Annotated in this window: 25 protein-coding genes and 1 other RNA gene; 15 read left to right on the forward strand and 11 right to left on the reverse strand. The window is 65.2% G+C overall.

Annotated features, from left to right (window positions below; genetic code table 11):
* Positions 1-2: 2 nt before the first annotated feature.
* Together purN and C0V72_RS04450 are read left to right on the forward strand one after the other, a co-directional pair.
* Positions 3-968, forward strand: coding sequence for a phosphoribosylglycinamide formyltransferase (gene purN, locus C0V72_RS04445; protein ID WP_101792020.1), 966 nt, complete (start codon positions 3-5; stop codon positions 966-968).
* Positions 968-2,173, forward strand: coding sequence for a sulfotransferase family protein (locus C0V72_RS04450; protein ID WP_101792021.1), 1,206 nt, complete (start codon positions 968-970; stop codon positions 2,171-2,173). The genes purN and C0V72_RS04450 overlap by 1 nt, the downstream gene beginning before the upstream one ends.
* 54 nt (positions 2,174-2,227) lie before the next feature.
* Here the strand turns inward: C0V72_RS04450 and ndk are convergent, their stop codons facing one another.
* From ndk to C0V72_RS04475, 5 genes are all read right to left on the reverse strand, one after another.
* Entirely contained in the window at positions 2,228-2,650 is a 423-nt protein-coding gene (gene ndk, locus C0V72_RS04455) for a nucleoside-diphosphate kinase (protein ID WP_101792022.1), read from the reverse strand.
* Between the two features lie 108 nt (positions 2,651-2,758).
* Positions 2,759-3,265 (reverse strand): hypothetical protein, encoded by a 507-nt coding sequence (locus C0V72_RS04460; RefSeq protein WP_101792023.1) that lies wholly within the window; start codon positions 3,263-3,265, stop codon positions 2,759-2,761.
* Positions 3,266-3,322: 57 nt separating this feature from the next.
* Complete coding sequence (locus tag C0V72_RS04465; RefSeq protein ID WP_101792024.1) at positions 3,323-3,757, reverse strand: DNA polymerase III subunit chi; 435 nt, start codon at positions 3,755-3,757, stop codon at positions 3,323-3,325.
* Positions 3,754-3,906 (reverse strand): DUF2256 domain-containing protein, encoded by a 153-nt coding sequence (locus C0V72_RS04470; RefSeq protein WP_101792025.1) that lies wholly within the window; start codon positions 3,904-3,906, stop codon positions 3,754-3,756. Before C0V72_RS04470 ends, C0V72_RS04465 begins: the two co-directional genes overlap by 4 nt.
* 118 nt (positions 3,907-4,024) lie before the next feature.
* On the reverse strand, positions 4,025-5,485 hold the full coding sequence (locus C0V72_RS04475; protein ID WP_101792026.1) for a leucyl aminopeptidase: 1,461 nt from the start codon (positions 5,483-5,485) through the stop codon (positions 4,025-4,027).
* 122 nt (positions 5,486-5,607) lie between these two features.
* Between C0V72_RS04475 and C0V72_RS04480 the strand changes: the two genes are divergently transcribed.
* From C0V72_RS04480 to rsmA, 4 genes are all read left to right on the forward strand, one after another.
* A complete protein-coding gene (locus C0V72_RS04480) occupies positions 5,608-7,914 on the forward strand; it encodes an LPS-assembly protein LptD (protein WP_101792027.1) in 2,307 nt (768 codons plus the stop codon).
* 246 nt (positions 7,915-8,160) lie between these two features.
* Positions 8,161-9,528 (forward strand): peptidylprolyl isomerase, encoded by a 1,368-nt coding sequence (locus tag C0V72_RS04485; protein ID WP_101792028.1) that lies wholly within the window; start codon positions 8,161-8,163, stop codon positions 9,526-9,528.
* Between the two features lie 22 nt (positions 9,529-9,550).
* Positions 9,551-10,567: a 4-hydroxythreonine-4-phosphate dehydrogenase PdxA gene (gene pdxA / locus C0V72_RS04490; RefSeq protein ID WP_101792092.1), complete on the forward strand. Its 1,017-nt coding sequence runs from the start codon at positions 9,551-9,553 to the stop codon at positions 10,565-10,567.
* Positions 10,560-11,381, forward strand: a complete 822-nt coding sequence (gene rsmA / locus C0V72_RS04495) for a 16S rRNA (adenine(1518)-N(6)/adenine(1519)-N(6))-dimethyltransferase RsmA (protein ID WP_101792093.1) — start codon at positions 10,560-10,562, stop codon at positions 11,379-11,381. Before pdxA ends, rsmA begins: the two co-directional genes overlap by 8 nt.
* On the opposite strand, the gene C0V72_RS04500 is transcribed toward rsmA, so the two are convergent.
* The gene (locus C0V72_RS04500; protein WP_101792029.1) at positions 11,378-13,501 is read right to left on the reverse strand and encodes a malate synthase G; all 2,124 of its coding nucleotides are present in this window, start codon (positions 13,499-13,501) and stop codon (positions 11,378-11,380) included. The two genes, rsmA and C0V72_RS04500, sit on opposite strands and share 4 nt — an antisense overlap.
* A gap of 137 nt (positions 13,502-13,638) precedes the next feature.
* Between C0V72_RS04500 and C0V72_RS04505 the strand changes: the two genes are divergently transcribed.
* The 4 genes from C0V72_RS04505 to C0V72_RS04520 all read left to right on the forward strand — a co-directional run bounded on the left by C0V72_RS04505 (position 13,639) and on the right by C0V72_RS04520 (position 17,452).
* A complete protein-coding gene (locus C0V72_RS04505; protein WP_101792030.1) occupies positions 13,639-14,850 on the forward strand; it encodes a hydrolase in 1,212 nt (403 codons plus the stop codon).
* A complete protein-coding gene (locus C0V72_RS04510) occupies positions 14,847-15,863 on the forward strand; it encodes an arginine N-succinyltransferase (protein WP_101792031.1) in 1,017 nt (338 codons plus the stop codon). Before C0V72_RS04505 ends, C0V72_RS04510 begins: the two co-directional genes overlap by 4 nt.
* Complete coding sequence (locus C0V72_RS04515) at positions 15,860-17,110, forward strand: N-succinylarginine dihydrolase (protein ID WP_101792032.1); 1,251 nt, start codon at positions 15,860-15,862, stop codon at positions 17,108-17,110. Before C0V72_RS04510 ends, C0V72_RS04515 begins: the two co-directional genes overlap by 4 nt.
* Positions 17,111-17,203: 93 nt before the next feature.
* Positions 17,204-17,452 (forward strand): hypothetical protein, encoded by a 249-nt coding sequence (locus C0V72_RS04520; protein ID WP_101792033.1) that lies wholly within the window; start codon positions 17,204-17,206, stop codon positions 17,450-17,452.
* A 177-nt stretch (positions 17,453-17,629) separates the two neighbouring features.
* On the opposite strand, the gene ssrA is transcribed toward C0V72_RS04520, so the two are convergent.
* Positions 17,630-18,006, reverse strand: a transfer-messenger RNA (tmRNA) gene (ssrA, locus tag C0V72_RS04525).
* An 8-nt stretch (positions 18,007-18,014) separates the two neighbouring features.
* Entirely contained in the window at positions 18,015-18,434 is a 420-nt protein-coding gene (mscL, locus tag C0V72_RS04530; protein ID WP_101792034.1) for a large conductance mechanosensitive channel protein MscL, read from the reverse strand.
* Positions 18,435-18,602: 168 nt separating this feature from the next.
* Here mscL and C0V72_RS04535 point away from each other — a divergent pair, with 168 nt between their 5' ends.
* From C0V72_RS04535 to C0V72_RS04555, 5 genes are all read left to right on the forward strand, one after another.
* A complete protein-coding gene (locus C0V72_RS04535) occupies positions 18,603-19,205 on the forward strand; it encodes a LemA family protein (RefSeq protein ID WP_101792035.1) in 603 nt (200 codons plus the stop codon).
* Between the two features lie 5 nt (positions 19,206-19,210).
* Positions 19,211-20,080 (forward strand): TPM domain-containing protein, encoded by an 870-nt coding sequence (locus C0V72_RS04540; RefSeq protein ID WP_101792036.1) that lies wholly within the window; start codon positions 19,211-19,213, stop codon positions 20,078-20,080.
* 3 nt (positions 20,081-20,083) lie between these two features.
* Positions 20,084-20,758: a TPM domain-containing protein gene (locus tag C0V72_RS04545; RefSeq protein WP_101792037.1), complete on the forward strand. Its 675-nt coding sequence runs from the start codon at positions 20,084-20,086 to the stop codon at positions 20,756-20,758.
* Between the two features lie 104 nt (positions 20,759-20,862).
* Positions 20,863-21,375 carry an NUDIX hydrolase gene (locus tag C0V72_RS04550; protein WP_101792094.1) on the forward strand — a complete coding sequence of 171 codons (513 nt, stop codon included), beginning with the start codon at positions 20,863-20,865 and terminating at the stop codon, positions 21,373-21,375.
* 29 nt (positions 21,376-21,404) lie between these two features.
* The gene (locus C0V72_RS04555) at positions 21,405-22,187 is read left to right on the forward strand and encodes an SDR family oxidoreductase (protein ID WP_101792038.1); all 783 of its coding nucleotides are present in this window, start codon (positions 21,405-21,407) and stop codon (positions 22,185-22,187) included.
* Between the two features lie 89 nt (positions 22,188-22,276).
* Here C0V72_RS04555 and C0V72_RS04560 read toward each other — a convergent pair whose 3' ends face one another.
* From C0V72_RS04560 to C0V72_RS16515, 3 genes are read right to left on the reverse strand one after another with little or no spacing between them, the layout of a single operon-like run.
* On the reverse strand, positions 22,277-22,492 hold the full coding sequence (locus tag C0V72_RS04560; RefSeq protein ID WP_101792039.1) for a PspC domain-containing protein: 216 nt from the start codon (positions 22,490-22,492) through the stop codon (positions 22,277-22,279).
* 33 nt (positions 22,493-22,525) lie between these two features.
* Complete coding sequence (locus C0V72_RS16510) at positions 22,526-22,639, reverse strand: enoyl-CoA hydratase (RefSeq protein WP_199797767.1); 114 nt, start codon at positions 22,637-22,639, stop codon at positions 22,526-22,528.
* A 33-nt stretch (positions 22,640-22,672) separates the two neighbouring features.
* Positions 22,673-22,786: an enoyl-CoA hydratase gene (locus C0V72_RS16515; protein ID WP_199797768.1), complete on the reverse strand. Its 114-nt coding sequence runs from the start codon at positions 22,784-22,786 to the stop codon at positions 22,673-22,675.
* Between the last annotated feature and the right edge of the window lie 143 nt (positions 22,787-22,929).

Raw genomic sequence — 22,929 nt, forward strand, 5'->3', positions numbered from 1 at the left:
GCATGACGGATAAGGCCAAAATTGCCGTCCTGATCTCAGGCGCAGGCACCAATATGGCCGCGCTGGTCTATGCCAGCCGGATTGGCGACTGCCCCTATGAGGTCGTGCTGGTTGCCAGCAATGATCCTGCCGCCGCAGGGCTGGCGCTGGCCGCAGCCGAGGGCATCGCCACCTTCGCCCTGCCCCACAAGGGTCTCACCCGCGAGGCGCATGACGCTGCGATGGAAGCCGCTGTGATCGCGGCGGGCGCCGATACGATTGTGCTGGCAGGCTATATGCGCATCCTGTCCGATGGCTTTGCAGCCCGCTGGGCGGGCCGGATGCTCAATATCCACCCCTCACTGCTGCCCAAGTACAAGGGGCTTGATACCCACGCCCGCGCCATCGCGGCGGGGGACAGCCACGGCGGGGCCAGCGTGCACCTGGTGACACCCGAACTCGACGCGGGCGAAGTGCTGGCGCAGGTGCGGGTGCCGATCGTAACGGGCGACACAGCGGAAAGCCTCGCCGAACGGGTCAAGCTTGCCGAACACCAGCTCTACCCGCGGGCGGTGGCTGACTACGTGTCGCGCTGGCGCGATCCGGTCTGGCTGCTGGCGCGGCTGCGCGCCGCGGCGCTGTCCCTGCCGGAAACCTGCGAACAGGACAGCTTCGGATCGACCGGCTTCCGGGTCGGCACGGGCAAATCGGGCAAATATTTCGCCTATTTTGCCGACCGCCCCCACGGGCATGACCGCATCGCGCTGCTGGCGAAAACCAGCGGGATGGACGAACTGCATGCTCTGGTTGAGGATCAGCCCGGCACCTATTTCAAACCCGCCTTCTACGGGGCGAGCGGCTGGGTGGGGATCATTCTTGACCGGCCCGATCTGGACTGGGGCGATGTCGAAGCGTGGCTCCAGCGCAGTTGGCGTAGTGTTGCACCGGCGCGGCTGACGCGGCTGCTGGATATTGCGGATACATTCTGATGGCGCTGGCCCGCGAACACCTGCTTGCACGCGGGCCGCTGGCCAGCCGCGCCAATGCCTTGCTTGGCAAGGCCTGGGCCAAGGGCTGGCTCCCCCCGCCCGTTCTCGATCCGCAAGCGCTGTGGGCGCAGGCGGCCAAGCCCTACGGCGCGCGGGCCGAGGCGGCAGAGCATGGTGGGCGCTCGGAGGAAGATGTTGCTGATTTTCGGGAGCGGCTGGTGCGGCTCGTTGCAGCCGTCCATACCGAGGCCGATCTCAACCCGCTGGGCCGGGCGATGGCCTGGGGGCAGTTGTCGCGGGTGGTGAAAAACCGGCTCGCCTTCGGCGCGCTGTGGCTGGAACGGCCCGAACTGCTGGACACCCGCCTTGCGCCGCCGATCATCGTTGTCGGCCATATGCGCAGCGGCACCACCCGCGTCCACACCCTGCTGGCCGCCGATCCGGCGCATTCGCACACCCGCTATTGCGATGCCTATCACCCCGTCCCCGCGCCCCTCGGCATGAACCGCGTCAGGGCGGCGCTGGAACTGGCGATGCTGGGCCGGCTCAATCCGTGGATGCAATCGATCCACCCGATGACCGCTGGCGGGGTCGAAGAGGAACTGGCGTGGATCAGCGCCGCCTTGCACCACTCGATTTACGAATCGCAGTGGCACATCCCCAGCTTCAGCGCGTGGAGCGAGGCGCGCGGGCCTGCCCCCGTTTACCGCGAGATGCTGCGCATCCTGAAGACCGATGCCGCCACCCGGGGCATTGCGGGCAAGCCGCGCGTGCTGAAAGTCCCTGCCTTTGCCGAGGATCTGGATACCTTGCTCGGCCTGCTGCCCACCGCGCGGCTGGTCATCGCGCAGCGCGAAGCTGATGCCGTGCTGCGCAGCGCGGTGAGCCTTGCGGCCAACCAGATGGCCATGCAGTCCGACAGCTGCCGCCTTGATGCCATCGAAGCGCGCTGGCGCCACAAGATCGCCCTGCGCGAGACACGCATGGCCGCCGCCCTTGCACGATGGCAGGGGCCGACCGCGCGGCTCGCCTTTGCGGAGATCAACGATGATTGGGAGGGCGCGATCGCACGCTGCTATGCCGATCTCGGTCTGGCACTGACGCCGGACGCGCTGACGGCCATGCGGCGGGTGATGGCGGACAGCGCCAATGGCCACCACCATGCCCATGCCGCGCAACTGGCGCACTTCGCCGCTGCCAGATAGCAAAAGGGCCGCCCCTTGCGGGACGGCCCTCTGCAATCCATCGGCTGCGAAAAATCAGCCGACGATTTCTTCGTCGCTGAAGAAGAACGCGATTTCGATCGCGGCGTTTTCTTCCGAATCCGAACCGTGGACGGTGTTCTCACCGATCGACAGGGCCAGTTCCTTGCGGATCGTGCCCGGTGCCGCATCCGCCGGGTTGGTCGCGCCCATGATATCGCGGTTGCGGGTCACTGCGTCTTCGCCTTCGAGCACCTGCACGACCACCGGCTCGCTCATCATGAAGTCGACCAGCTCGCCGAAGAACGGACGCTCACGGTGCACGCCGTAGAAGCCTTCGGCCTGTTCGCGGGTCATGTGGATGCGCTTCGACGCGACGACGCGCAGGCCGGCGTCTTCCAGCATCTTGGTGACCGCGCCGGTCAGGTTGCGGCGGGTGGCATCGGGCTTGATGATCGAAAAGGTGCGGGTAACCGCCATGAGTATGCTCCTGCAAACGTCTTTTTATGGGTGAGGGGTATTGGCCGCGCCCGTAGATGGTGCGCTGCAAAATGGCAAGCACCGGCGCACAGCGGGAATGGCGCAGGCCTATCCGCCGGTCATGGTGTTGATGATGATCTGCCCGGTGACAGGCGTGCCCGTGGTGGCGGTGACGGACAGGCTCGCCCCGTCGCGGGCCCGTTTGCCGCCCACCAGCACGCTGCCATTGGCGGCAAGTTCAAGCTGGATCGCAAAGCCCGCCGCCTCGGCCTCGGCGCGGTAATGGGCGATGACGGCTTCTGCCGGGGCAGCGGTTTCAAAGGTTATCAGGATGCCCTGCCCGTCCGGCCGGGTGACGAGCGAATTGCTGACCACGCGCGATCCGGGAAACAGGCTGAACCCGGCTGGCAGGCTGACCGGCACGCGCGCGCCCGATCGCAAGGTCGCCTCGCCCGTCTCGCGCCTGATAGTCATGCGGATTTCGCCGGTGGCCGGATCAATGGTGTATTGGGCGCCCTCGTCATCGGCGGCGGTGCCTGCTTCCGGGCTGTCAGCGCCGCAGGCCGCCAGCATCAAAGCCGCGCTGCCAGCCAGAATCATCGCGATTGTGCGCATGAGCCCCCGTTCCCCACGGATCAGATCATCCGCAATTGCGCCCTTCGCTGCAAGGCCTCAGCCCTTCTTGACCCAGCGCCCGTCCTCTTGCGCGAAATAGGCGCGAGTCACATCCTCGCGCCCGTCATGCGCGCGCCATGCGACGCGGGCTGCGGGGGCGGCGTCGGGGGGGAACAGCAGGAAGACGCGGGCAAAGCCGGTGGTTTCGCGGAAGGTGCCATCAGCAAGGATCAGATGGCTTGCGCCGTTGGCGGCGGCAGGCTCTGCACCCAGCAGGATCGGCTGGCGTTCTGCGCCGGGCGCGCCGGCCTCGCCATTGGCAAGGAAGCTCTCCGGCCCGGCCTGCCACAGGCTGCGCGAAATGGCAGCGCGCTGATCGGGATTGGCGGCAACCACCAGCACCCGCTCACCCTCCCCCAGCGCGCGCTTGGCGATGAGTGCCACGACCTTGTCGATGGGATCGTCTGTGACCTGCCAGAAATCGAGCTTCACGGGGCGGCACCTTTCGAGCGCCGGCACCGATCCGAACAATACTTCACATTGTCCCAATCACGCTCCCACTTCTTGCGCCACGTGAAGGGTAGCCCGCAGGCGAGGCAGGTTTTGGTCGGCAGCTCCGATTTCTTGCGCATCTTGGGCATTATGTGCCGGCGGGCGCTTCCGCCCCCTTGCCTTCCTTGCTCACCCGACCTGAAGGTCGCGTCGCTGCGGGCGCGCAGTCGCGCTTGCGGGCCTGCGGCCCGATTTGCGCCGCCCTGATCAACCTTCCGCCACGTCGCGCACGAACTGGTCGAGCAGGCGCACACCATATCCGGTCGCGCCCTTGTCCCAGGTATGGCCGGGCTTGTTCGACCAGACCATGCCCGCAATGTCCAAGTGCGCCCAGGGGGTGCCGTTCTTGATGAAACGCTGGAGGAACTGCGCGGCGGTGATCGACCCGGCCTCACGCGGGCCGACGTTCTTCATGTCGGCAATCGGCGAATCGATCATCTTGTCATAATTCGCGCCCAGCGGCATGCGCCACAGCTTGTCGCCGGTGGCCGCGCCCGCGGCAATAAGCTGATCGGCCAGCGTATCGTCATTGGCGAACATCCCGCCATATTCATGCCCCAGGCTTACGATCATCGCGCCCGTCAGCGTGGCAAGGTCGACGATCCGGGCCGCATCATACTGTTCCTGCGCCCAGTGCAGCGCATCGCACAGCACCAGCCGGCCCTCGGCATCGGTGTTGAGCACTTCGACCGTCTGCCCGCTCATGGTGGTGACAACATCGCCGGGGCGCTGCGCCTTGCCGTCGGGCATGTTTTCAACCAAGCCCATCACCGCAATGACATTGGCCTTGGCCTTGCGGGTGACGATGGCGAGCATCGCGCCGGCCACCGCGCCAGCCCCGCCCATGTCCCACTTCATGTCCTCCATCCCCGGCGGCGGCTTCAGCGAGATGCCGCCGGTATCGAAGGTCACGCCCTTGCCGACGAACACGGTCGGCTTGTCGCCCGCCGTCCCGCCGTTCCAGCGGATCGCCAAAAGCTTTGATTCGCGTTCAGACCCCAGCCCGACGCCGACCAGCGCGCCCATGCCGAGAGCCGTCATCTCGTCTTCGCCCAGCACCGTGATTTCCGCGCCGGTGCCCGCAAAGGCTTCCTCGCAGGCGGTAACGAAGGTGGCGGGGTAGATGATGTTGGCCGGTTCCGTCACCAACGTGCGGGTGAACTCGACGCCCTTGGCCAGGGCCGCCTCACGCGCCCATGCGGCATCGGTGCCTTCAGGCGCGCCGATGACGTGAACGGTAGTGAGCGAGGGGCGCTTGTCGGCCGCCAGGCGCGTGCGATACTTGTCATGCCGCCAGCCGCGCAGCCGCAGGCCGAGCAGCACCGCCGCCGCATCATCCGCCGACAATCCGGCATGGCCCAGATCGACCACCATCGCGGTCTCGCCCGATACCAGATACTTGGCCGTCAGCGCCGCACCTGCGCGTTCGAGGTTGGCGCGGCGATCAGCCGCATCCGCCTCGCCCGCTCCGGCCAGCGCAATCCGCTTGACCGCGCCGCTGAGGCTCGCGAACCCTTCAAACACCTGCGCCGCACGCCCGGAAAAGCGCGAAGCGCCCGCGCCTTCAATCAGCGCCGCATCAAGCCCGGACAGAATCGCACCCTGATTGACCACCCGGGCATGCAGGCGGACATCGGCAGGAGCAGCGGCGGTAAGATGGATTTGCATGGGTACTCCGAAGAAGCGTGAAGCCGGGCGTGCGGCCATAGTGTCCAGCACGTGCGACGAGCCGCGCACGAGGCGCGCAAACGCGATTGCGATTAGGCCGCAGCGGTGCAATAGGCAAGGCCATGTCGGGAGGCCTGCCTAACGGATCGCGCACGAGCGCGTGCCATGCCCTGCGCTTCCCGGCGCGGGGTGCTGCGCCGCGTCTGGCGCTGGCGCTGCTGGTGCTCGGCACCGCCGCACCCCTCGCCGCACAAGACCCTGCCACCCCGCCCTCAGCCGAAACGCCCCCTGTCGCGGGTCCCTCTGCCGAAACGGCCTCCCAGCCCCGCCAGATCGATTTCGAAGCCAGCGAACTGGCCTATGATGATGGCACCCAGATCGTCTCGGCGCGCGGCAATGTCATCCTGCGCTCCGAAGACCGCTCGGTGCGCGCCGACGAAGTCACCTGGGACCGCACCACGGGCAAGATCATCGCCACCGGCAATATCCGGCTGGTCGACGAAGCGGGCAACCAGTTGTTCACCGATCAGGTCGAATTGACCGAGGCCTTCGATACCGGCGCCATGAGCGAATTGCTCATTGCCCTGCGTGCAGGCGGGCGGCTGGCCGCACGTTCGGCCGAGCGCGGCGCCGATGGCACAGCGGTACTGACCAATGCCGCCTACACCGCCTGCCCGGTGGTCGATGCCGATGGCTGCGCCGCCGATCCCAGCTGGCGCATCACGGCCAAGCGGGTCATCTACAACCAGAAGGACAGCACAATCAGTTTTTCCGGCGCCATGCTGGAACTGTTCGGCGCGCGCATTTTGCCGCTGCCGGGGCTTGGCCTGCGCACCGATGGCAAGGGCACGTCGGGCTTTCTGGTCCCTGATGTCCGCATCACGCAGGTCAACGGGCTGGAACTCAGCGGCGAATATTACTGGCGCATTGGCGATAACCGCGATCTGACGCTGGGGGCCTATGTCTTTTCCAACGTCGCCCCGATGGCCAGCGCCAAGTGGCAGCACCTGACCGAAAAAGGCGCCTACCAGATCACCGGCTACGCCACGGCCAGCGACCGCCTGACCGACTTTACCGGCGCGGAAAGCTTCCAGCGCGACCCGCGCGGCTATCTTGATGCCAATGGCCGGTTCCAGTTTTCTTCCGACTGGAGCTTCACCGGATCGGTCCGCCTCGCCAGCGACCGCACCTTCCTGCGCCGCTATGATCTCAGCCGCGATGACCGGCTGCGCTCGACCGTCAATCTCGAACGCATCACCGATCTGTCCTATCTGTCGATTGCCGGCTGGGCGACGCAGACCCTGCGCCTCAATGCCGATCAGGGGCAGGTGCCCTTGGCGCTACCGGCGATCGATTACCGCCAGAAACTGGCGAACCCGATCTTGGGCGGCAACCTGATGTTCCAGGCCAACTCCCTCGCCTTGCTGCGCAAGGACGGGCAGGACACCCAGCGCGCCTTTGCCGGAGCGCAGTGGGATCTGAAGCGGCTGACGGGCATGGGCCAGCTTGTCACGCTGACCGCCCTTGTGCGCGGCGATGTGTACAACACCAATAATGTGCTGGCGACCGCCACCCCCAGCTACCGCGGCACCGAAGGCTGGACCACCCGCGGCATCGCCACTGCCGCCCTGGACATCGAATGGCCGTTCGTGGGCGAGGCCTTCGGCGGCACGCAGGTGTTCAAGCCCCGCCTGCAAGTGGTCGCCAGCCCCAAGATCAAGAATCTCGCCGTCCCCAATGAAGACGCGCGGGCGATTGATCTGGAAGATTCCAACCTGTTCGCGCTCAACCGCTTCGCCGGCTATGACCGCGTCGAAGATGGCAGCCGTGTCACCTGGGGCGTGGACTGGGAATTGCAGCGCCCCGGCTGGCGGGTCAAATCGACCGTGGGCCAGTCATTCCGGCTGGACGCCCCCGACCCCGGCCTGTTCCCGCAAGGCACGGGCCTGTCCGAAAGCGTGACCGATTTTGTCGGCCGCACCGAGGTGCGGTTCCGCAACCTTGTCAGCTTCACGCACCGCTTCCGGCTGGATAAGGACAATTTCGCGGTCCGCCGCAACGAAATCGATGCCACCATCGGGTCGCGCCGCACCTATCTGGAAGTCGGCTACCTCAGGCTCGATCGCAATATCGCCGCCGTGGAAGACCTGCGCGACCGCGAAGAACTGCGCGCCGCCGCGCGGCTTGCCATCGGGCGCAAGTGGTCGATGTTCGGCTCGGGCGTGTTCAACCTGACGGATCCGGATGAAGACCCGGTGTTCCAGCCCGACGGCTTCCAGCCGATCCGAACCCGGCTGGGCGTGGCCTATGCCGATGATTGTATCGAATTTGGCGCAACATGGCGGCGCGATTTCATCGACGCGGGCGATGCGCGGCGCGGCAATGCCTTTCAGCTGTTCTTTGCGGTGCGCAATCTTGGGTTCCGCTGATGCGGGCCGCCGCGCAGATTAGCCCCGGCTGTTAACGCGGTGCGATTGGCAGGGCGGCCAAATGGCGTTAAAGGGCACGCGGATTTGGGGCATGGCGCGCCGCGGGCAAAGAAGCAGGACTCAGCTTGCGTTCAGCCAGCAGGCGGCATCGGAGCACCTGGCGTGAGGGGTCGCGCATGGATTGGGCCTGCGCTGTGATATTGCCCAGCGCTGTGATTTTACAATGACGGGATTGACCGAGTGAGTGTGAAGCTGTTGACCAAGGCATTGTACGCGCGAACGGGAACGGCGCTGGCGGTGGCCGGCCTGATGGGCCTGGCGCTGGCCCCGGTGGCCGCGCCTGCGCAAACCGTGGCCGTGCCGACGGCCGAAAACCCCTTTGGCCTGCCTGAAGACATCACCCTGTTCGGCAAGGCCGACCCGGATCGCCGCACCGCCACCGCGATCGTCAACGGCTTTGTCATTACCGGAACCGACATCGATCAGCGCGTAGCATTGGTGACCGCAGCTTCCGATGCCGAGGTTCCGCCCGATGAAATGCTGCGTCTGCGCGTGCAGGTGCTGCGCAATCTGATCGACGAAACGCTCAAGATCCAGGCCGCCGAAGCCGCCGAGCTTGAAGTCAAGCCTGAAGAAGTCGAACAGACCTACCAGCAGCTTGCCGCGCAAAACTTTGCATCAGACCCCAAGAAGATGGACGAATATCTCACGTCGATCGGTTCATCGGCGCGCTCGCTCAAGCGGCAGATCGAAGGCGAAGTGGCCTGGGAAAACCTGCTGCGCCGCAATATCATGCCCTTCGTCAATGTCTCGGCCGAAGAGGTCAATGACACGCTGACCCGCATGAACCAGGCCAAGGGCACCGACGAATACCGGCTGGGCGAAATCTTCCTTTCGGCCACCACCGAAAACCGCGCTGCCGTGCTCCAGAATGCCCAGCAGATCATGCAGCAATTGCAGCAGGGCGGCAGCTTCGTCGCCTATGCGCGGCAGTATTCCGAAGCCACCACTGCGGTGGTTGGCGGCGATCTGGGCTGGGTGCGGCTGGAACAGCTGCCGACCCAGCTGGCCGCAGCAGCCCGCACGATGAACACCGGGCAGCTGCAAGGGCCGATTGAAATCCCCGGCGGATTTTCGATCCTCTATCTCATCAACAAGCGCCAGGTGCTGATGGCCGATCCCAACGAGGCACTGCTCAGCCTCAAGCAGATCTCGATCAGCTTTCCGGCCGGAATCAGCCAAGCCGCCGCCGAAGCCAAGGTTGCCGAATTCGGCGCCTACGTCCAAGGCCTGCGCGGCTGCGGCGATGTTGATGCCGGCGCGGCCAAGATTGGCGCCGATGTCGTCACCAACGATCAGGTCAAGGCGGGCGGTCTGCCCGAACAGCTCCGCGCGATCCTGCTCAACCTCCAGATCGGTCAGGCAACCCCGCCATTTGGCGGCATTCAGGAAGGCGTGCGCGTACTGATGCTGTGCGGCCGCGACGATCCCAAGGACGCCGGCGCGCCAACCTTTGCCGCCGTCATGGACCAGATCGAACAGGAACGCGTCAACAAGCGCGCCCAGCGCTTCTTGCGCGATCTGCGCAACGACGCCTACATCGAATATAATTGACGGCGCGCCCTTGTCTGAGGCCCTGCCTTTGGCCGCGCCCCTTGCGATAACGCTCGGCGATCCGGCAGGGATCGGGCCAGAGGTCATTTTGGGCGCCTGGGCGCAGCTGCGTGCACAGCGGCGCGCCCCGCCCGCCTTTGTCGTGGGCGGCCCGCAATTGCTGCGCGGCCTTGCCGAACGGCTCGGCATCGACTGCCCCACCGTGCCGATTGCTGATCCGGCCGAGGCGATGTTTGCCAGCGCGGCGGGCTTGCCGGTCCTGGCCGGGCTGGACGGGGCCTTCACCCCATCCAGACCATCGCCAGAAGGTGCCAGCCTTGCTTTGGCCTCGCTCCAATGGGGGACGAAGTTCGCGCTCTCCGGGGTGGCTGCGGGGCTGGTGACCGCGCCCATCGCCAAAGCAGCGCTCGCCGCGATCGGGTGGGACTATCCGGGGCAGACCGAGTTTCTGGCGGACGCCTGCGGGCGGCCCTACCGCGATGCGGTGATGATGCTGGCCGGGCCATCCCTGCGCACCGTGCCGCTGACCGTCCATGTCCCGCTGGCCGAGGTGTCGGCGCTGATTTCGGCCGAGTTGATCGTCCACAAGGCTCGGATCGTCGCGGCAGGATTATCACGGGATTTCGGCGTGTTGCACCCCAGACTTGCGATTGCCGCGCTCAACCCGCACGCCGGCGAAGGCGGCAAGTTCGGGGACGAGGAGGCGCGGCTGATCGCGCCTGCAATCGCCACCTTGCAAGCCGAAGGGATCGCCGCCTTCGGCCCCGTCCCCGGCGACGCGCTGTTCACCCCGCGCGCGCGCACCGGCTATGATGCGGCCTTGTGCATGTATCACGATCAGGCGCTTATCCCCCTGAAAGCGCTGGAGTTTGATGCGGGCGTCAATGTGACTCTGGGCCTGCCGATCATCCGCACCTCCCCCGATCACGGCACGGCTTTCGACATTGCGGGGCAAGGCGTCGCCGATCCCGGAGCGATGGCGGCCGCGATTGTGATGGCGGCTGAAATGGCCACCGCGCGGGCCCATGCTGGTGCCTGACCTTCCCCCCATTCGCGACGTTATTCAAAGACATAACCTCGCCGCCTCCAAGGCGCTGGGGCAGAACTTCCTGCTGGATGAGCAGCTGCTGGCGCGCATTGCGGCGCTGCCGGGATCACTGGCGGGTCAGCAGGTGCTTGAAGTCGGCCCGGGTCCCGGCGGTCTGACCCGTGCCCTGCTGCGGGCCGGGGCGCGCGTCACCGCAATCGAAATGGACCGCCGCTGCCTGCCCGCACTGGCTGAACTGGGTGAGAGCTTTCCGGGGCAACTCACTGTCATCGAAGGCGATGCGCTCAAAATCGATCACAACACGCTGATGACGGGCGCGCCGTTCCACGTCTTGTCGAACCTGCCCTATAATGTCGGGACCGCCCTGTTCGTGCGCTGGCTGAGCGGGGAAAGCTGGCCGCCCCTGTGGCAATCGCTCACGCTGATGTTCCAGCGCGAGGTCGCCGACCGGATCGTCGCCGCCGCCGGAGACGACGCCTATGGCCGCCTCGCCGTGCTGGCCCAATGGCGCGCCGAGGCGCGGCTCGCGATGAAGGTCCACCGCAGCGCCTTCACCCCGCCCCCCAAGGTGATGAGCGCGATCGTCCACGTGACCCCCGCCGCCATGCCCGAGGGCGTGTCGGCCCGGATGCTCGAACGTCTGACCGAAGCCGCCTTCGGCCAGCGCCGCAAGATGCTGCGCCAGAGCCTCAAGGGCGTGCCCGGCGCGTTGGAAGCGCTGGCGGCGCTGGGTATCGACGAAACCCGGCGAGCGGAGACGGTGAGCGTGGCGGAGTTTGTCTCGGTGGCGAAGGCGCTGTCCTAGCCCGCCTTCTTCCGCAGGCGCCAAGCATGCAGCAGCGGTTCGGTGTAGCCGCTGGGCTGCTCGACACCCTTGAAGATCAGCTCCTTCGCCGCGCTGAATGCCGCGCCCTCCTCGTTGCCCGTCAGCGGCACGTACAGCGGATCGCCCGCGTTCTGCGCATCGACCTTCGCCGCCATGCGGGTGAGCGAGTCCATCACCTGCGCCTCGGTAATCACCCCGTGCAGCAGCCAGTTGGCGATGTGCTGGGATGAAATGCGCAAGGTCGCGCGGTCTTCCATCAGGCCCACGTCGTTGATGTCCGGCACCTTGGAACAACCGACGCCTTGGTCGACCCAGCGCACCACGTAGCCGAGCAGCCCCTGGCAATTATTGTCCAATTCCTCGGCGATTTCGGCGTCCGACCAGTTGGTACCTTCGGCCAGCGGGATGGAAAGCAGCGCGTCGAGGCCCATAGGTTCGGGCAGGTGCTTCTGCACCGCGAAGACGTCCTCCTGGTGGTAATGCAGCGCGTGGAGCGTTGCGGCGGTGGGTGACGGCACCCATGCGGTGTTGGCCCCGGCGCGCAGGTGGGCGATCTTTTCGACCATCATCTGCCCCATCAGATCGGGCGCGGCCCACATGCCCTTGCCGATCTGCGCCTTGCCCGACAGGCCGTGCTTCAACCCAATGGCGACGTTCCTCGCCTCATAGGCCTTGAGCCAGTCGGAACCCTTCATGGCGCCCTTGCGCAGCATCGGCCCGGCGCGCATCGAGGTGTGGATTTCGTCCCCGGTGCGATCGAGGAAGCCGGTGTTGATGAACACGATCCGGTCGCGCACGGCGTGGATACAGGCGGCAAGGTTGGCCGAAGTGCGGCGCTCCTCGTCCATTACGCCGACCTTGATCGTGTGGCGGGGGAGCTGAAGCAGGTCCTCCACCGCATCGAACAGGTCATTGGTGAAGGCGCATTCTTCCGGCCCGTGCATCTTGGGCTTGACGATGTAGATCGAGCCGGTGCGTGAGTTGCCGAAGCGGCCGTGGCCCTCGACATCGAGCGTGCTGATCGCGCTGGTGAACACCGCGTCCATGATGCCTTCGGGGATCTCGCTGCCATCGGGCAGGCGGATCGCGGGGTTGGTCATCAGGTGGCCGACATTGCGCACGAACATCAGGCTGCGGCCTTTGAGGGTCTGCGCGGTGCCATCGGTGGCGGTATAGGTCTTGTCGCCCGCCAGCGTGCGGGTGAGGGTCTGGCCGCCCTTGGCGAAGCTTTCGGACAAATCGCCGCGAATGATGCCGAGCCAGTTGGTATAGGCCAGCAGCTTGTCCTCGGCATCCACCGCCGCGACCGAATCCTCGCAATCGGCGATGGTGGTGAGCGCGGCTTCGACGATGATGTCGGCGATCCCGGCAGGGTCATTTCGCCCGATGGAATGATTGCGGTCGACCACGATTTCGACGTGCAAGCCGTGGTGGCCGAGGATCAACGATTTGTCGGTGCGGCCCACCAATTCCTCGCCGCCGAGAGCGCCGAAAGCGATGAACTGGTTTTCAAGGTCGTCAAGCGACTGCGCTGAAACCTCTGCCCAGCTTCCGTTGATGAGTGGGAAGGTCGCGTCCAGAAACTGCCGCCCGCGCGCGATCACCGCTGCGCCGCGTGCTTCATCATAGCCGCCGGGACGCGCCGGCGCGGCATCGAGCGCATCCGTGCCATAGAACGCATCGTAGAGGCTCCCCCAGCGCGCATTCGCCGCGTTGAGCAGGAAGCGGGCGTTGAGGATCGGCACCACCAGCTGCGGGCCGGCCATGGTCGCAATCTCGGGGTCGACGTGCCGCGTGCCGATCTGGAAGTCGCCGGGCTCGGGAACGAGGTAGCCGATTTCGGTCAGGAACGCCTTGTAGGCGGCGGCATCATGCGGCTTGCCGGCGCGTTCAACATGCCATGCGTCGATCTGCGCCTGAAGGCTTTCGCGCTTGGCCAGCAGCGCAGCGTTGCGGGGCGCAAAGTCAGCCAGCAACCCTGCAAACCCCTGCCAGAAGGCTTGCACATCACGCCCCAGCGGCTCCAGCACCTGCGTGTCGAGGAACGTCGCCAGCCGGGAATCGATGCTGAGCCCGGCGCGGGTGATCATGTCAGTCATGGTAGTCCTCGTATGGTAAGCGAAAAGCCGAACCCGGGGAGGAGAGGACGTTGTTGATTGCGGGCCGCGCTATGGCAAAGGGGACAGCGCTTTGCAACGGGTTGGACTAGTTAGCGCGCACCGCTACAGGTGGAAGCATGAGACAGGACGCAACCCTGACCGCCATCGATAGCGCCGCAATGCTGGCGCAGGTTCAGGCGTGGAGCGCAATCAACACCGGCACCGCCAATCTGGCCGGATTGGAGGCCCAGGCCGCCGCGCTGGCAGAAGCCTTCGCGGTGCTCCCCGGCACGGTGGAACTGGTCGATCCTGCCCCTGTCACCGCCATCGCCGCCGATGGCAGCGCATTTGACAAGCCGCATGGCCGGCATCTGGTGGTGCGGGTGCGCCCGCGGGCCAACCGCCGCATCCTGCTGACGGGGCACATGGACACGGTATTTCCCGCCGATCACGCCTTCCAGCGCCAGACATGGCTTGACGGCGAAACGCTGAACGGCCCCGGCGTGGCCGACATGAAGGGCGGGATCGCGGTGATGCTGCACGCGCTGCTGGCTTTCGAACAGACGGCCAGCGCATCCGCGCTGGGCTATGACGTGCTGATCAATTCGGACGAGGAGACCGGTTCGCTCGCCAGCGCTGCGCTGATCGCCGATCTGGCAGCGGGCAAGCTTGCCGCGCTCACCTATGAACCTTCTGCCCTGCCCGATGGCACGCTGGCGCATGAACGGGGCGGGACCGGCAACTACTCAATCACTTTCACCGGCAAAAGCGCCCACGCGGGGCGCAACCCGCACGAAGGGCGCAATGCCATCGTCGCGGCGGCCGATCTGATCTTGCGGCTGAAGGCGTTGGAGAGCGCCGACATCACGATCAACCCCGCCAAGCTGGAAGGCGGCGCGGCGAACAATGTCGTGCCCGATCACGCGGTTCTGCGCTTCAATATCCGCCCCAAGACAGTGGAGGCCGGCGCGGCATTTGACCATGCGCTCAGCCATCTGCTGGCAGGTATCCAGACCGCCCACGGCGTCACCACCCACCGCCATGGCGGTGTCACCCGCCCGCCCAAAAAGGTTGATGCCAAGGCGCAGAGATTGTTCGATCTCGTCCGCGCATGCGGGGCCGAACTGGGACAGGACATCCGCTGGCAATCCACCGGCGGCGTGTGCGACGGCAACAATATCGCCGCCTGCGGGGTGCCGGTGGTCGATACGATGGGCGTGCGCGGCGGGGCGATCCACAGCCCGCAGGAATATCTGATCGTCCCCAGCCTGGCCGAGCGGGCCGCCCTGTCGGCCCGCGTTATCGAGCGTCTTGCCATGGGCGCTCTCAATCAGGGAGCCTTGTCTTGACCTTCCGCCTGCGCGCCGCCCGGCCTGCCGATCTTGAAGCGCTTTACGAAATGGCCAAGCTGACCGGCGGCGGGTTTACCAATCTCCCGCCCGACCGCGCGGCGTTGCGCAATAAGCTGGAACGGGCCGAGACGGCCTTTGCCAGCGATAGCGATGCGCTGTCTGACGAACTGTTCGTGCTGGTGCTCGAAGACGCCCGCTCGGGCGCGGTGCGGGGCACGTGCCAGCTGATGAGCCAGGTTGGCCAGCGTTGGCCGTTCTATTCTTACCGGCTCAACACCCTCACCCAATATTCGCAGGAACTCGACCGCACGGTGCGCGCCGAACTGCTCAGCCTCGTCACCGATCTCGAAGGATCGAGCGAGGTCGGCGGTCTGTTCCTCCATCCAAACGAGCGTGCCGGCGGGCTCGGCTTGCTGCTCGCCCGCTCGCGCTACCTGTTTGTCGCCATGCACCGGCCCCGCTTTGCCGACCGCATCCTTGCCGAATTGCGCGGCATTATCGACGAGCGTGGCGGTTCGCCCTTCTGGGACGGGGTCGCGGGGCGGTTCTTCGGGATGAGCTTCCAGGACGCGGACTATTTCAACGCGATCAACGGCAACCAGTTCATCGCCGACCTGATGCCCAAGCACCCGGTCTATATCGCGATGCTGAGCGAGGACGCCCGCAGCGTGATCGGCGTGCCCCACCCCACGGGGCGCGCCGCGATGCGGATGCTGGAGGACGAAGGCTTCCGCGCCGAAGGCTATGTCGACATCTTCGACGGCGGGCCGACGATGGTGGCACGCACCGATCAGGTCACCACCGTCAGGAACGCTTGCGAGCGGGTCATCACCGGGATGACTGTCAACGAAGGCGAGCGCGCGATCCTTGCGACCGGCCGGCTCGGCACCTTCCGCGCGTGTTTCGGCGCGCGGGTGCTGGACGAGGCGGGCGGTGTGGCGATCGATTCCGCCAGCGCCGACCTGCTCGATGTGTGCGAAGGTGACATGGTGTGGAGCGTGGCGCGATGAGCCTGACCGAAATCAATTTCGACGGGATCGTTGGCCCCAGCCACAATTATGCTGGCCTCAGCCTTGGCAATATCGCCAGCGCCAATAATGCGGGCGATCCGTCCTATCCGCGGGCCGCTGCGCTGCAAGGCGTGGCGAAAATGCGCGGCAATCTGGCGCGGCTCGGGGTGCAGGGGTTTCTGCTGCCACTGCCGCGCCCCAATCATGGGCTGGCGCAGGCGCTGGCGCTCGACGGGTCAGAGCCGCCGCAATTGCGCGCCGCCGCCTGGTCTGCCTCATCCATGTGGACCGCCAATGCCGCCACCGTCAGCCCCGCGCCCGATACCGCCGACGGGCGCTGCCATCTGACGCCCGCCAACCTTGTCACCATGCTTCACCGCGCGCAGGAATGGCCCGACACCAAGCGCCAGCTGGAAATCGCCTTTGGCGACACCCGCCACTTCGCCATTCACGACGCCGTGCCGCCAACCTTTGGCGATGAAGGCGCGGCCAATCATATGCGATTGTGCGAGGGCCACGCAGCGCCCGGCGTCGAAGTGTTCGTCTATGGCCGCACCGGAGGCCGCTTTCCGGCGCGCCAGCACGAACAGGCCAGCCGTATCGTCGCTCGCCGTCATGGACTCGCGCCCGAGCGTACTGTCTTTGTCGAACAGAACCCTGATGCCATCGCAGCAGGCGCTTTCCACAATGATGTGGTTGCCGTGGCGAATGGCCATGTGCTGTTCACCCACGCCGAGGCTTTCGCCGACCAACAGGGCGCCTATGCCGCGATCCGCGCGGCCTTCCCTGCGCTCGAAGTGGTGGAGGTGCCATCGCACGCCGTCAGCCTGGCAGAGGCAATCCGCACCTATCTGTTCAACGCGCAGCTCCTTACCCTGCCAAGCGGCGAGATGGCGCTGATCGTGCCCGAAGAATGCCGCGAAAGCCCGCGCGTCTGGGCATGGGTGGACACCATGCTGGCCGCAAACGGCCCGATCCGTCAGGTGATCCCTGTCGATGTGCGCCAGTCGATGGCCAATGGCGGCGGCCCGGCCTGCTTGCGCCTGCGCGTGGTGTGCGATCCTGCCACAATCGACCCGAGATTTCTGCTGGACGAGGCCAAAGCCGATCTGATCGAAAGCGTCATCGCGCAGCACTGGCCCCAGCAGATCGATCCGTCCGATATCGGGTCAGACAGGTTGGCGGCAAGCGTGATTGCGGCACGGCTCGCCTTACTGGACGCGCTCGATCTGGGACAGCTTGGTTAACGCATTTGTCGAACCGCCCCGCACAGGCGTAGGGTTACCACAGTGTTAAAGCGACTCAGCCCCCGCCGGGTCGCACAAGGTCCGGGAGACGCCATGCTGCGCAAGCTGGGAAGGCTGTTCGTGATCAAAAACCGCTTCGAGGCGTTTTTGATCATCTATGCGCTGGCGCTTGGGGCGACAGCGCGGGGCAGCGCTTATCTGGACCAGTATCCGGGCATTGGCGGACAGTTGCTGTTTCTCGCCACCACCGGCGCGGTGTTTCTGGCGGGCGCGAAAATCCTCGATTGCCTGAAGCTGGAACAGGAAGTGCTGGCGATGCGGGCCAGCGAGCGGGCCGAATAGCGCCGCACGATCTGCGCGGTTTGGGCATAGCGATTTGGGGGAAGGTGGGGGTTTCTGTTGCTACGTACCCGCGTTCTTGTGAAAGGGGCGGAGGACCGTTGCACCGGTCGACAGGCTTATGCTCTCGCTCGGAAGACGGGTGGGGCGGTTCTGTTGCTAGGCCCGCCCCGGGCCCCCGGTCTCCGATTCTGTTGCCCGGTTCGGTCCAACCGCGCTTTTTAGCCTAGTAAAAGAAGGGCGTTAGCCCATCAATTACGCAGCGATTGCGAGTGCTTCGTTATCGTTGGCACTTATGGTTTTTGAGCCTTATGCGGGTTACTCAGCCCGGGCAAAAACTACGTCTTTCAACACACGTCGATCCTGGTTCGGCCCCATCAGCTGAGCCGCTCGGTCGCCACGCTTCACGCGTGCCGCCCTGGTTGCTCGGCCCAAATGGTGGAGCCGCCGGGTACTGCCCCCGGGTCCGTTGCATCTATTTCACGCAGCAGTTTATCGCCATATCCGGTCGAAACCGGCACGCTTGATATAGCGCGGCAATCCTGAATGTGAAGTGAGCGCGGCGTTACTTCTTCAGCGCGTCGCGGATTTCCGCCAGCAGTTCCACCTCGGTCGGACCGGCAGGCGCCGCTTCGGCGGGCTTTATGAACTGCGCGGTGATCTTGTTGACGTAACGCACCATCAGAAAGATGACGAAGGCAAGGATCAGGAAGTTGATCACGACCGATACAAACGCCCCCAGCCCCAGGACATTGGCCCCGGCGGCGCGCGCGGCTGCCAGCGGGGTTCCGGGCGCAACATTGCCCGACAGGACGATGTAGATATCGGAGAAATCGATACTGCCCACAACCGCCCCGACGATCGGCATGATCACCTCGTCCGTCAGCGACTTGACGATCGCCCCGAATGCCGCGCCGATAATGACCCCGACAGCCAGATCGATGACATTGCCCTTGGCGATGAAGGCCTTGAATTCTGACAGCATGTTAGTCCCCTTTATGCTTGCTGTTTGCCGCGTTCTGGCACTCTCTGCGGCCTCTGCCAAGCCATGGTACTGCGCCTGCTCTGCTTGAACGGGCGAAGTGGTGTGCTATATCCGCAATACAGGAACACCCCGCCGGGCCCGCCCCGCGCGATCAGGAGGGAATTGACGATGAATTTCACCACCATGCTGCGCGGTGCCTTTGCGGCTGCTGCCGCCCTCAGCCTTTCCGCCTGCGGGATCAATTCGGTGCCGGCAGCCGAAGAAGAAGCCAAGGCCAAATGGGCCGACGTTGAGGCGCAATTCCAGCGCCGCGCCAACCTCATCCCGAACCTTGCCGAAGTCACCAAGGGTGCAGGCGAGAACGAGCGCACGATCCTGACCCAGGTGACCGAAGCCCGCGCCAAGGCCACCAGCGTCAACATCACCGGTGATGATCTCAATGATCCGGCCAAGATGGAGCAATTCGCCGCCGCGCAGAGCCAGCTGGGCGCCGGCATCGGCCGCCTGCTTGCCAGCGTCGAGGCCTATCCGACCATCCAGTCGAACCAGAACTACCTCGCGCTCCAAAGCCAGCTGGAAGGCACGGAAAACCGCATCGCCGTGGCCATCCGCGATTACAACGAGGCTGTGCGCAAATATAACACCACGATCCGCACCTTCCCGGATTCGATCGGCGCGAACATCATTCACGGCGCTGATCCCATGGTGCCGTTCAAGGCGGTGACCGCTGGCGCAGGAGCCGCTCCGCAGCTTGACATGACATCGAACTGACAGGCGTGCTGCGCCGTCTGATCCTTGCGCTCGCCTTGGCGGCGGCGTGGCTGGTTGGCCCCTTGGCCGGCCCGCTCGCCGCGCAGCCGCAATTTCCGGCGCTGACGGGGCGGGTGGTCGACAATGCCGACATCCTCTCGCCCGAGGCTGAGGCCCAGCTGACGGCGAAACTTGCCGCGCTGGAGACACAGTCGCAGCGCCAGCTGGTGGTGGCGACCATCCCGGACCTGCAAGGGTACGACATTTCCGATTACGGCTACCAGCTCGGCCGCGCCTGGGGCCTGGGCGACAAGGAGCGCAACGACGGCGCATTGCTGCTGATCGCACCCAATGATCGCAAGGTGCGGATCGAAGTGGGCTATGGGCTTGAAGGCTATCTGACCGACGCGCTGTCTTCGCTGATCATTCAAAACCAGATCTTGCCGCGCTTCCGCGACGGCGACTTTCCCGGCGGCATCGTCGCCGGAACCGACGCGATCATCGCTCAGCTGCAACTGCCACCCGAAGAGGCCGCCAAGGTTGCCGCGGAAGCAGGCAAGGCGCGGCAAAGCGATGGGGGTTTTCCCATCGGCGTGCTGATCTGGCTGGCTTTCATGTTTTTCTTTTTCGTCCTGCCGATCATGGCTGGGCGCGGACGGCGGCGCAAATATCGCTCCAAGGGCTCAGGCCCATGGGGTGAGCGTGGCCGTGACGTATCGGACACGGCGCGGGACATCATCTTGTGGGAAGTCGGCAGCGCGATTGCCCGCGGGCTGCTCTCCGGCGGCGATGATGATGGCGGCGGCTGGGGCGGCGGCGGCGGATTTGGCGGCGGCGGCGGGTTCGGCGGCGGTGGTGGCTCATTCGGGGGCGGCGGCGCCTCGGGAGGATGGTAGCGCATGGCCTATCTTGATGATGCCGGTCGCCGGTTGGTCAGCGAAGCGGTGACCGCAGCCGAAAGCGCAACCTCGGGCGAGATTGTGACCGTGCTGGCCGACCGTTCGGACGGTTACACCGATGTGGCGCTGCTGTGGGCAGCAGGGGCAGCCTTTACCGCGATGAGCGTGTTTGCGGCCTTCCCCCTGCCCTTTCTCAACGCCTGGGATGCCGCAATCGGCGGCTGGGGCCATGAATGGACCACGGGCGAGCTTGCCAGCATGGTGATCGGGCTCGGCCTGCTCAAATTCCTCGCCGTGCTGCTGGTGCAGCAATGGGAACCGCTGAAGTTCGCGCTGATCCCCGGCCCCACCAAAACCATCCGCGTCCACGGCCAGGCGGTGCGCCAGTTCAAGGTCGGCGCGGAACGCCGCACCACGGGGCGCACGGGTGTGCTGATCTACCTCTCCATGCGCGAACACCGGGCCGAGATTGTCGCCGATGAAAGCATCGCCGCGATCGTCCCTGCCGAAGTCTGGGGCGAGGCGATGGGCGATATGCTGGCCCACATCCGCAAGGGACAGGTCGCCGAAGGGCTGGCGGTCGGCATCCGCGACGTTGGCTTCGTGCTGGCCCAGCATTTCCCGCGCGGCGCGGACGACGTGAACGAACTGCCCGACCGGCTGATTGAGGTTTAGCGCTTGACCCGCTCGCTCTGAGCCTGTCGAAGGGCGGCAATCTGCCTCACCCGACGGAGCCTCCCGTGCAAAAAGACCGCGACGCCGACCTGCCCGAAGAGGTGATGTGGGAGGGGCGCTTCATCACCGCCAAAAAGCGCGGCCGGTGGGAATATGTCGGCCGTGCACGCGGCATTCGCGCCGCTGCGATCATCGCGCTTGATGATGACCCGGACGGCACCCGCCACGTAATCCTCGTCAGCCAGTACCGCGTCCCGCTCGGCCGTTTCAGCCTTGAAATCCCCGCAGGGCTGGTCGGCGATGACGCTGGCGGTGAAGGCGAGGAGGCGACCACCGCTGCCGCACGCGAACTGGAAGAGGAAACAGGCTACCGCGCCGGCATGCTCGAAGTGCTGGGCGAGTTCTATTCCTCGCCCGGCATGGTGTCGGAATGCTTCACGCTATTGCGGGCGACGGGTCTGGAACGTGTCAGCGAAGGCGGCGGCACGGAAGGGGAGAATATCACCGTCCACCGGGTTGCCTTGCGCGATCTTTCGCGCTTCGTGGCCGAATGGCGGCGGGCTGGCCACGCGGTTGACGTGCGGATCGCCCTATTCATGAATTTTTTGGGCGTTTGACACCGGGATATCTGGGAGAGGATTACATTATGGCAGGCAGAGTAACGGGCAAAATGGCCCTCGTCACCGGCGGCGCGCAGGGCCTTGGCCGCGCGCATTGCATCCGGCTGGCGCAAGAAGGCGCGCGGGTGCTGGCGACCGATATCAACGGTGCAGGCGCCGAGGAAACGGCTGCGATCATCAATGCCGAAATGGGCGCTGGCACCGCCTACGGCATCGCGCATGACGTGACCGATCCGGCCCAATGGGAAATCGCCGTGGACGCCGCGCGCCAACATCTCGGCGGGCTTAACGTGCTGGTCAACAACGCCGGCATCGGCGTTCCGAGCAATATCGAGGCTTGTGATTTTGGCGACTGGCAGCGCTGCTTTGACATCAACGTCAATTCGATCTTTCATGGCTGCCAGAAGGCCCTGCCGCTGATGCGCCAACATGCGCCCGGATCGATCATCAACATTTCCAGCATCGCAGGCCTGATCGCCAGCGACACCATGCCCGCCTATAATGCGTCGAAAGCGGCGGTATGGATGCTGTCGAAGTCGATTGCGCTCCACTGCGCCAAGAAGAGCATGAACATCCGCTGCAATTCGGTGCACCCGACCTTCGTGGACACACCCATTCTGGATGGCACGGCAAAGGCCGCCTCGCTCGACAAGGATGTGCTGCTGGAAAAGCTGGCGCGGCAGATCCCGCTGAAATTCGTGGGCGAGCCCAATGATATTGCCAACGCGGTGCTCTATCTTGCGAGCGACGAAAGCCGCTTCATGACCGGGGCGGAGCTGAAGCTGGACGGCGGCATTTCAGCGATGTGAAAAAAGAAGGGGCCGCTGTGGCCCCTTCCCGGTTGTGTTCAATCAGGTGCAGCGGCCCGAAAACCGGGAACCGCTTTTGGTCGCTGCACTCAATCCGCGATCAGCGCGACCGCCAGGTAGATCAGCACCGGGCTGCCGAAGCCCAGCAGTGTCGCCAGCACAAAGCCGACCCGCACCAGCATGGTGTCGATGCCGAAATAGTTGCCGATCCCGGCGCAGACGCCGAAGACCTTGCCCTGGCGCTTGTCGAGGCGGAACCCGGCGCGTGGCGGCTTGCTGCCAGACGTGCCCATGATGTCGTTCATTTCAATCTGTCTCCAAACAGGCGGGTTGGCGGCTCAGGCGATCAGGCCGGGGCTGGCGGGGACGATAGCGTAAGCGAAGCTGGCGATCGTCAGGACGACGGCAAAGCTGGCAGAAGCAAGGCGGGCGAAGTTGTCAGAGCGGAACATGATATCGGGTCCTTTTGGTCAGGCGTTCAAAGATCAGGCGATGAGGGCCGGGCTGGCGGGGATGATCGCATAGGCGAAGAAAGCGGCCGACATCACGACCGAGAAAGCGGCAGCGAAGAGGCGGTTCGAAGTTTCGGTAGCGAACATATGAGGTCTCCTTTTGGTGTGTCTTGTGTTTGTCCCGGACCGTTCCGGGGGATGCAAAGGAGATTGCAGGAGGCGTGCCAAACTCGAAAAATGGCGGAAAACTGCCATTTCGATCCTGTCACCCAGCAAACAGCCCGTTCAGC

It is taken from the genome of Porphyrobacter sp. TH134, assembly GCF_002855495.1.
Taxonomy (GTDB): domain Bacteria; phylum Pseudomonadota; class Alphaproteobacteria; order Sphingomonadales; family Sphingomonadaceae; genus Erythrobacter.

What these genes read in the sequence shown, in the direction of transcription:
- C0V72_RS16515 (WP_199797768.1), bottom strand. Translation starts at nt 22,786, where the DNA reads ATGTTCGCTACCGAAACTTCGAACCGCCTCTTCGCTGCCGCTTTCTCG.
- C0V72_RS04450 (WP_101792021.1), top strand. Translation starts at nt 968, where the DNA reads ATGGCGCTGGCCCGCGAACACCTGCTTGCACGCGGGCCGCTGGCCAGC.
- C0V72_RS04500 (WP_101792029.1), bottom strand. Translation starts at nt 13,501, where the DNA reads ATGACTGACATGATCACCCGCGCCGGGCTCAGCATCGATTCCCGGCTG.
- C0V72_RS04550 (WP_101792094.1), top strand. Translation starts at nt 20,863, where the DNA reads ATGTGGGAGGGGCGCTTCATCACCGCCAAAAAGCGCGGCCGGTGGGAA.
- C0V72_RS04480 (WP_101792027.1), top strand. Translation starts at nt 5,608, where the DNA reads ATGTCGGGAGGCCTGCCTAACGGATCGCGCACGAGCGCGTGCCATGCC.
- C0V72_RS04460 (WP_101792023.1), bottom strand. Translation starts at nt 3,265, where the DNA reads ATGCGCACAATCGCGATGATTCTGGCTGGCAGCGCGGCTTTGATGCTG.
- C0V72_RS16510 (WP_199797767.1), bottom strand. Translation starts at nt 22,639, where the DNA reads ATGTTCCGCTCTGACAACTTCGCCCGCCTTGCTTCTGCCAGCTTTGCC.
- C0V72_RS04505 (WP_101792030.1), top strand. Translation starts at nt 13,639, where the DNA reads ATGAGACAGGACGCAACCCTGACCGCCATCGATAGCGCCGCAATGCTG.
- C0V72_RS04470 (WP_101792025.1), bottom strand. Translation starts at nt 3,906, where the DNA reads ATGCCCAAGATGCGCAAGAAATCGGAGCTGCCGACCAAAACCTGCCTC.
- ndk (WP_101792022.1), bottom strand. Translation starts at nt 2,650, where the DNA reads ATGGCGGTTACCCGCACCTTTTCGATCATCAAGCCCGATGCCACCCGC.
- mscL (WP_101792034.1), bottom strand. Translation starts at nt 18,434, where the DNA reads ATGCTGTCAGAATTCAAGGCCTTCATCGCCAAGGGCAATGTCATCGAT.
- C0V72_RS04475 (WP_101792026.1), bottom strand. Translation starts at nt 5,485, where the DNA reads ATGCAAATCCATCTTACCGCCGCTGCTCCTGCCGATGTCCGCCTGCAT.
- C0V72_RS04560 (WP_101792039.1), bottom strand. Translation starts at nt 22,492, where the DNA reads ATGAACGACATCATGGGCACGTCTGGCAGCAAGCCGCCACGCGCCGGG.
- C0V72_RS04545 (WP_101792037.1), top strand. Translation starts at nt 20,084, where the DNA reads ATGGCCTATCTTGATGATGCCGGTCGCCGGTTGGTCAGCGAAGCGGTG.
- C0V72_RS04520 (WP_101792033.1), top strand. Translation starts at nt 17,204, where the DNA reads ATGCTGCGCAAGCTGGGAAGGCTGTTCGTGATCAAAAACCGCTTCGAG.
- C0V72_RS04555 (WP_101792038.1), top strand. Translation starts at nt 21,405, where the DNA reads ATGGCAGGCAGAGTAACGGGCAAAATGGCCCTCGTCACCGGCGGCGCG.
- C0V72_RS04535 (WP_101792035.1), top strand. Translation starts at nt 18,603, where the DNA reads ATGAATTTCACCACCATGCTGCGCGGTGCCTTTGCGGCTGCTGCCGCC.
- C0V72_RS04515 (WP_101792032.1), top strand. Translation starts at nt 15,860, where the DNA reads ATGAGCCTGACCGAAATCAATTTCGACGGGATCGTTGGCCCCAGCCAC.
- purN (WP_101792020.1), top strand. Translation starts at nt 3, where the DNA reads ATGACGGATAAGGCCAAAATTGCCGTCCTGATCTCAGGCGCAGGCACC.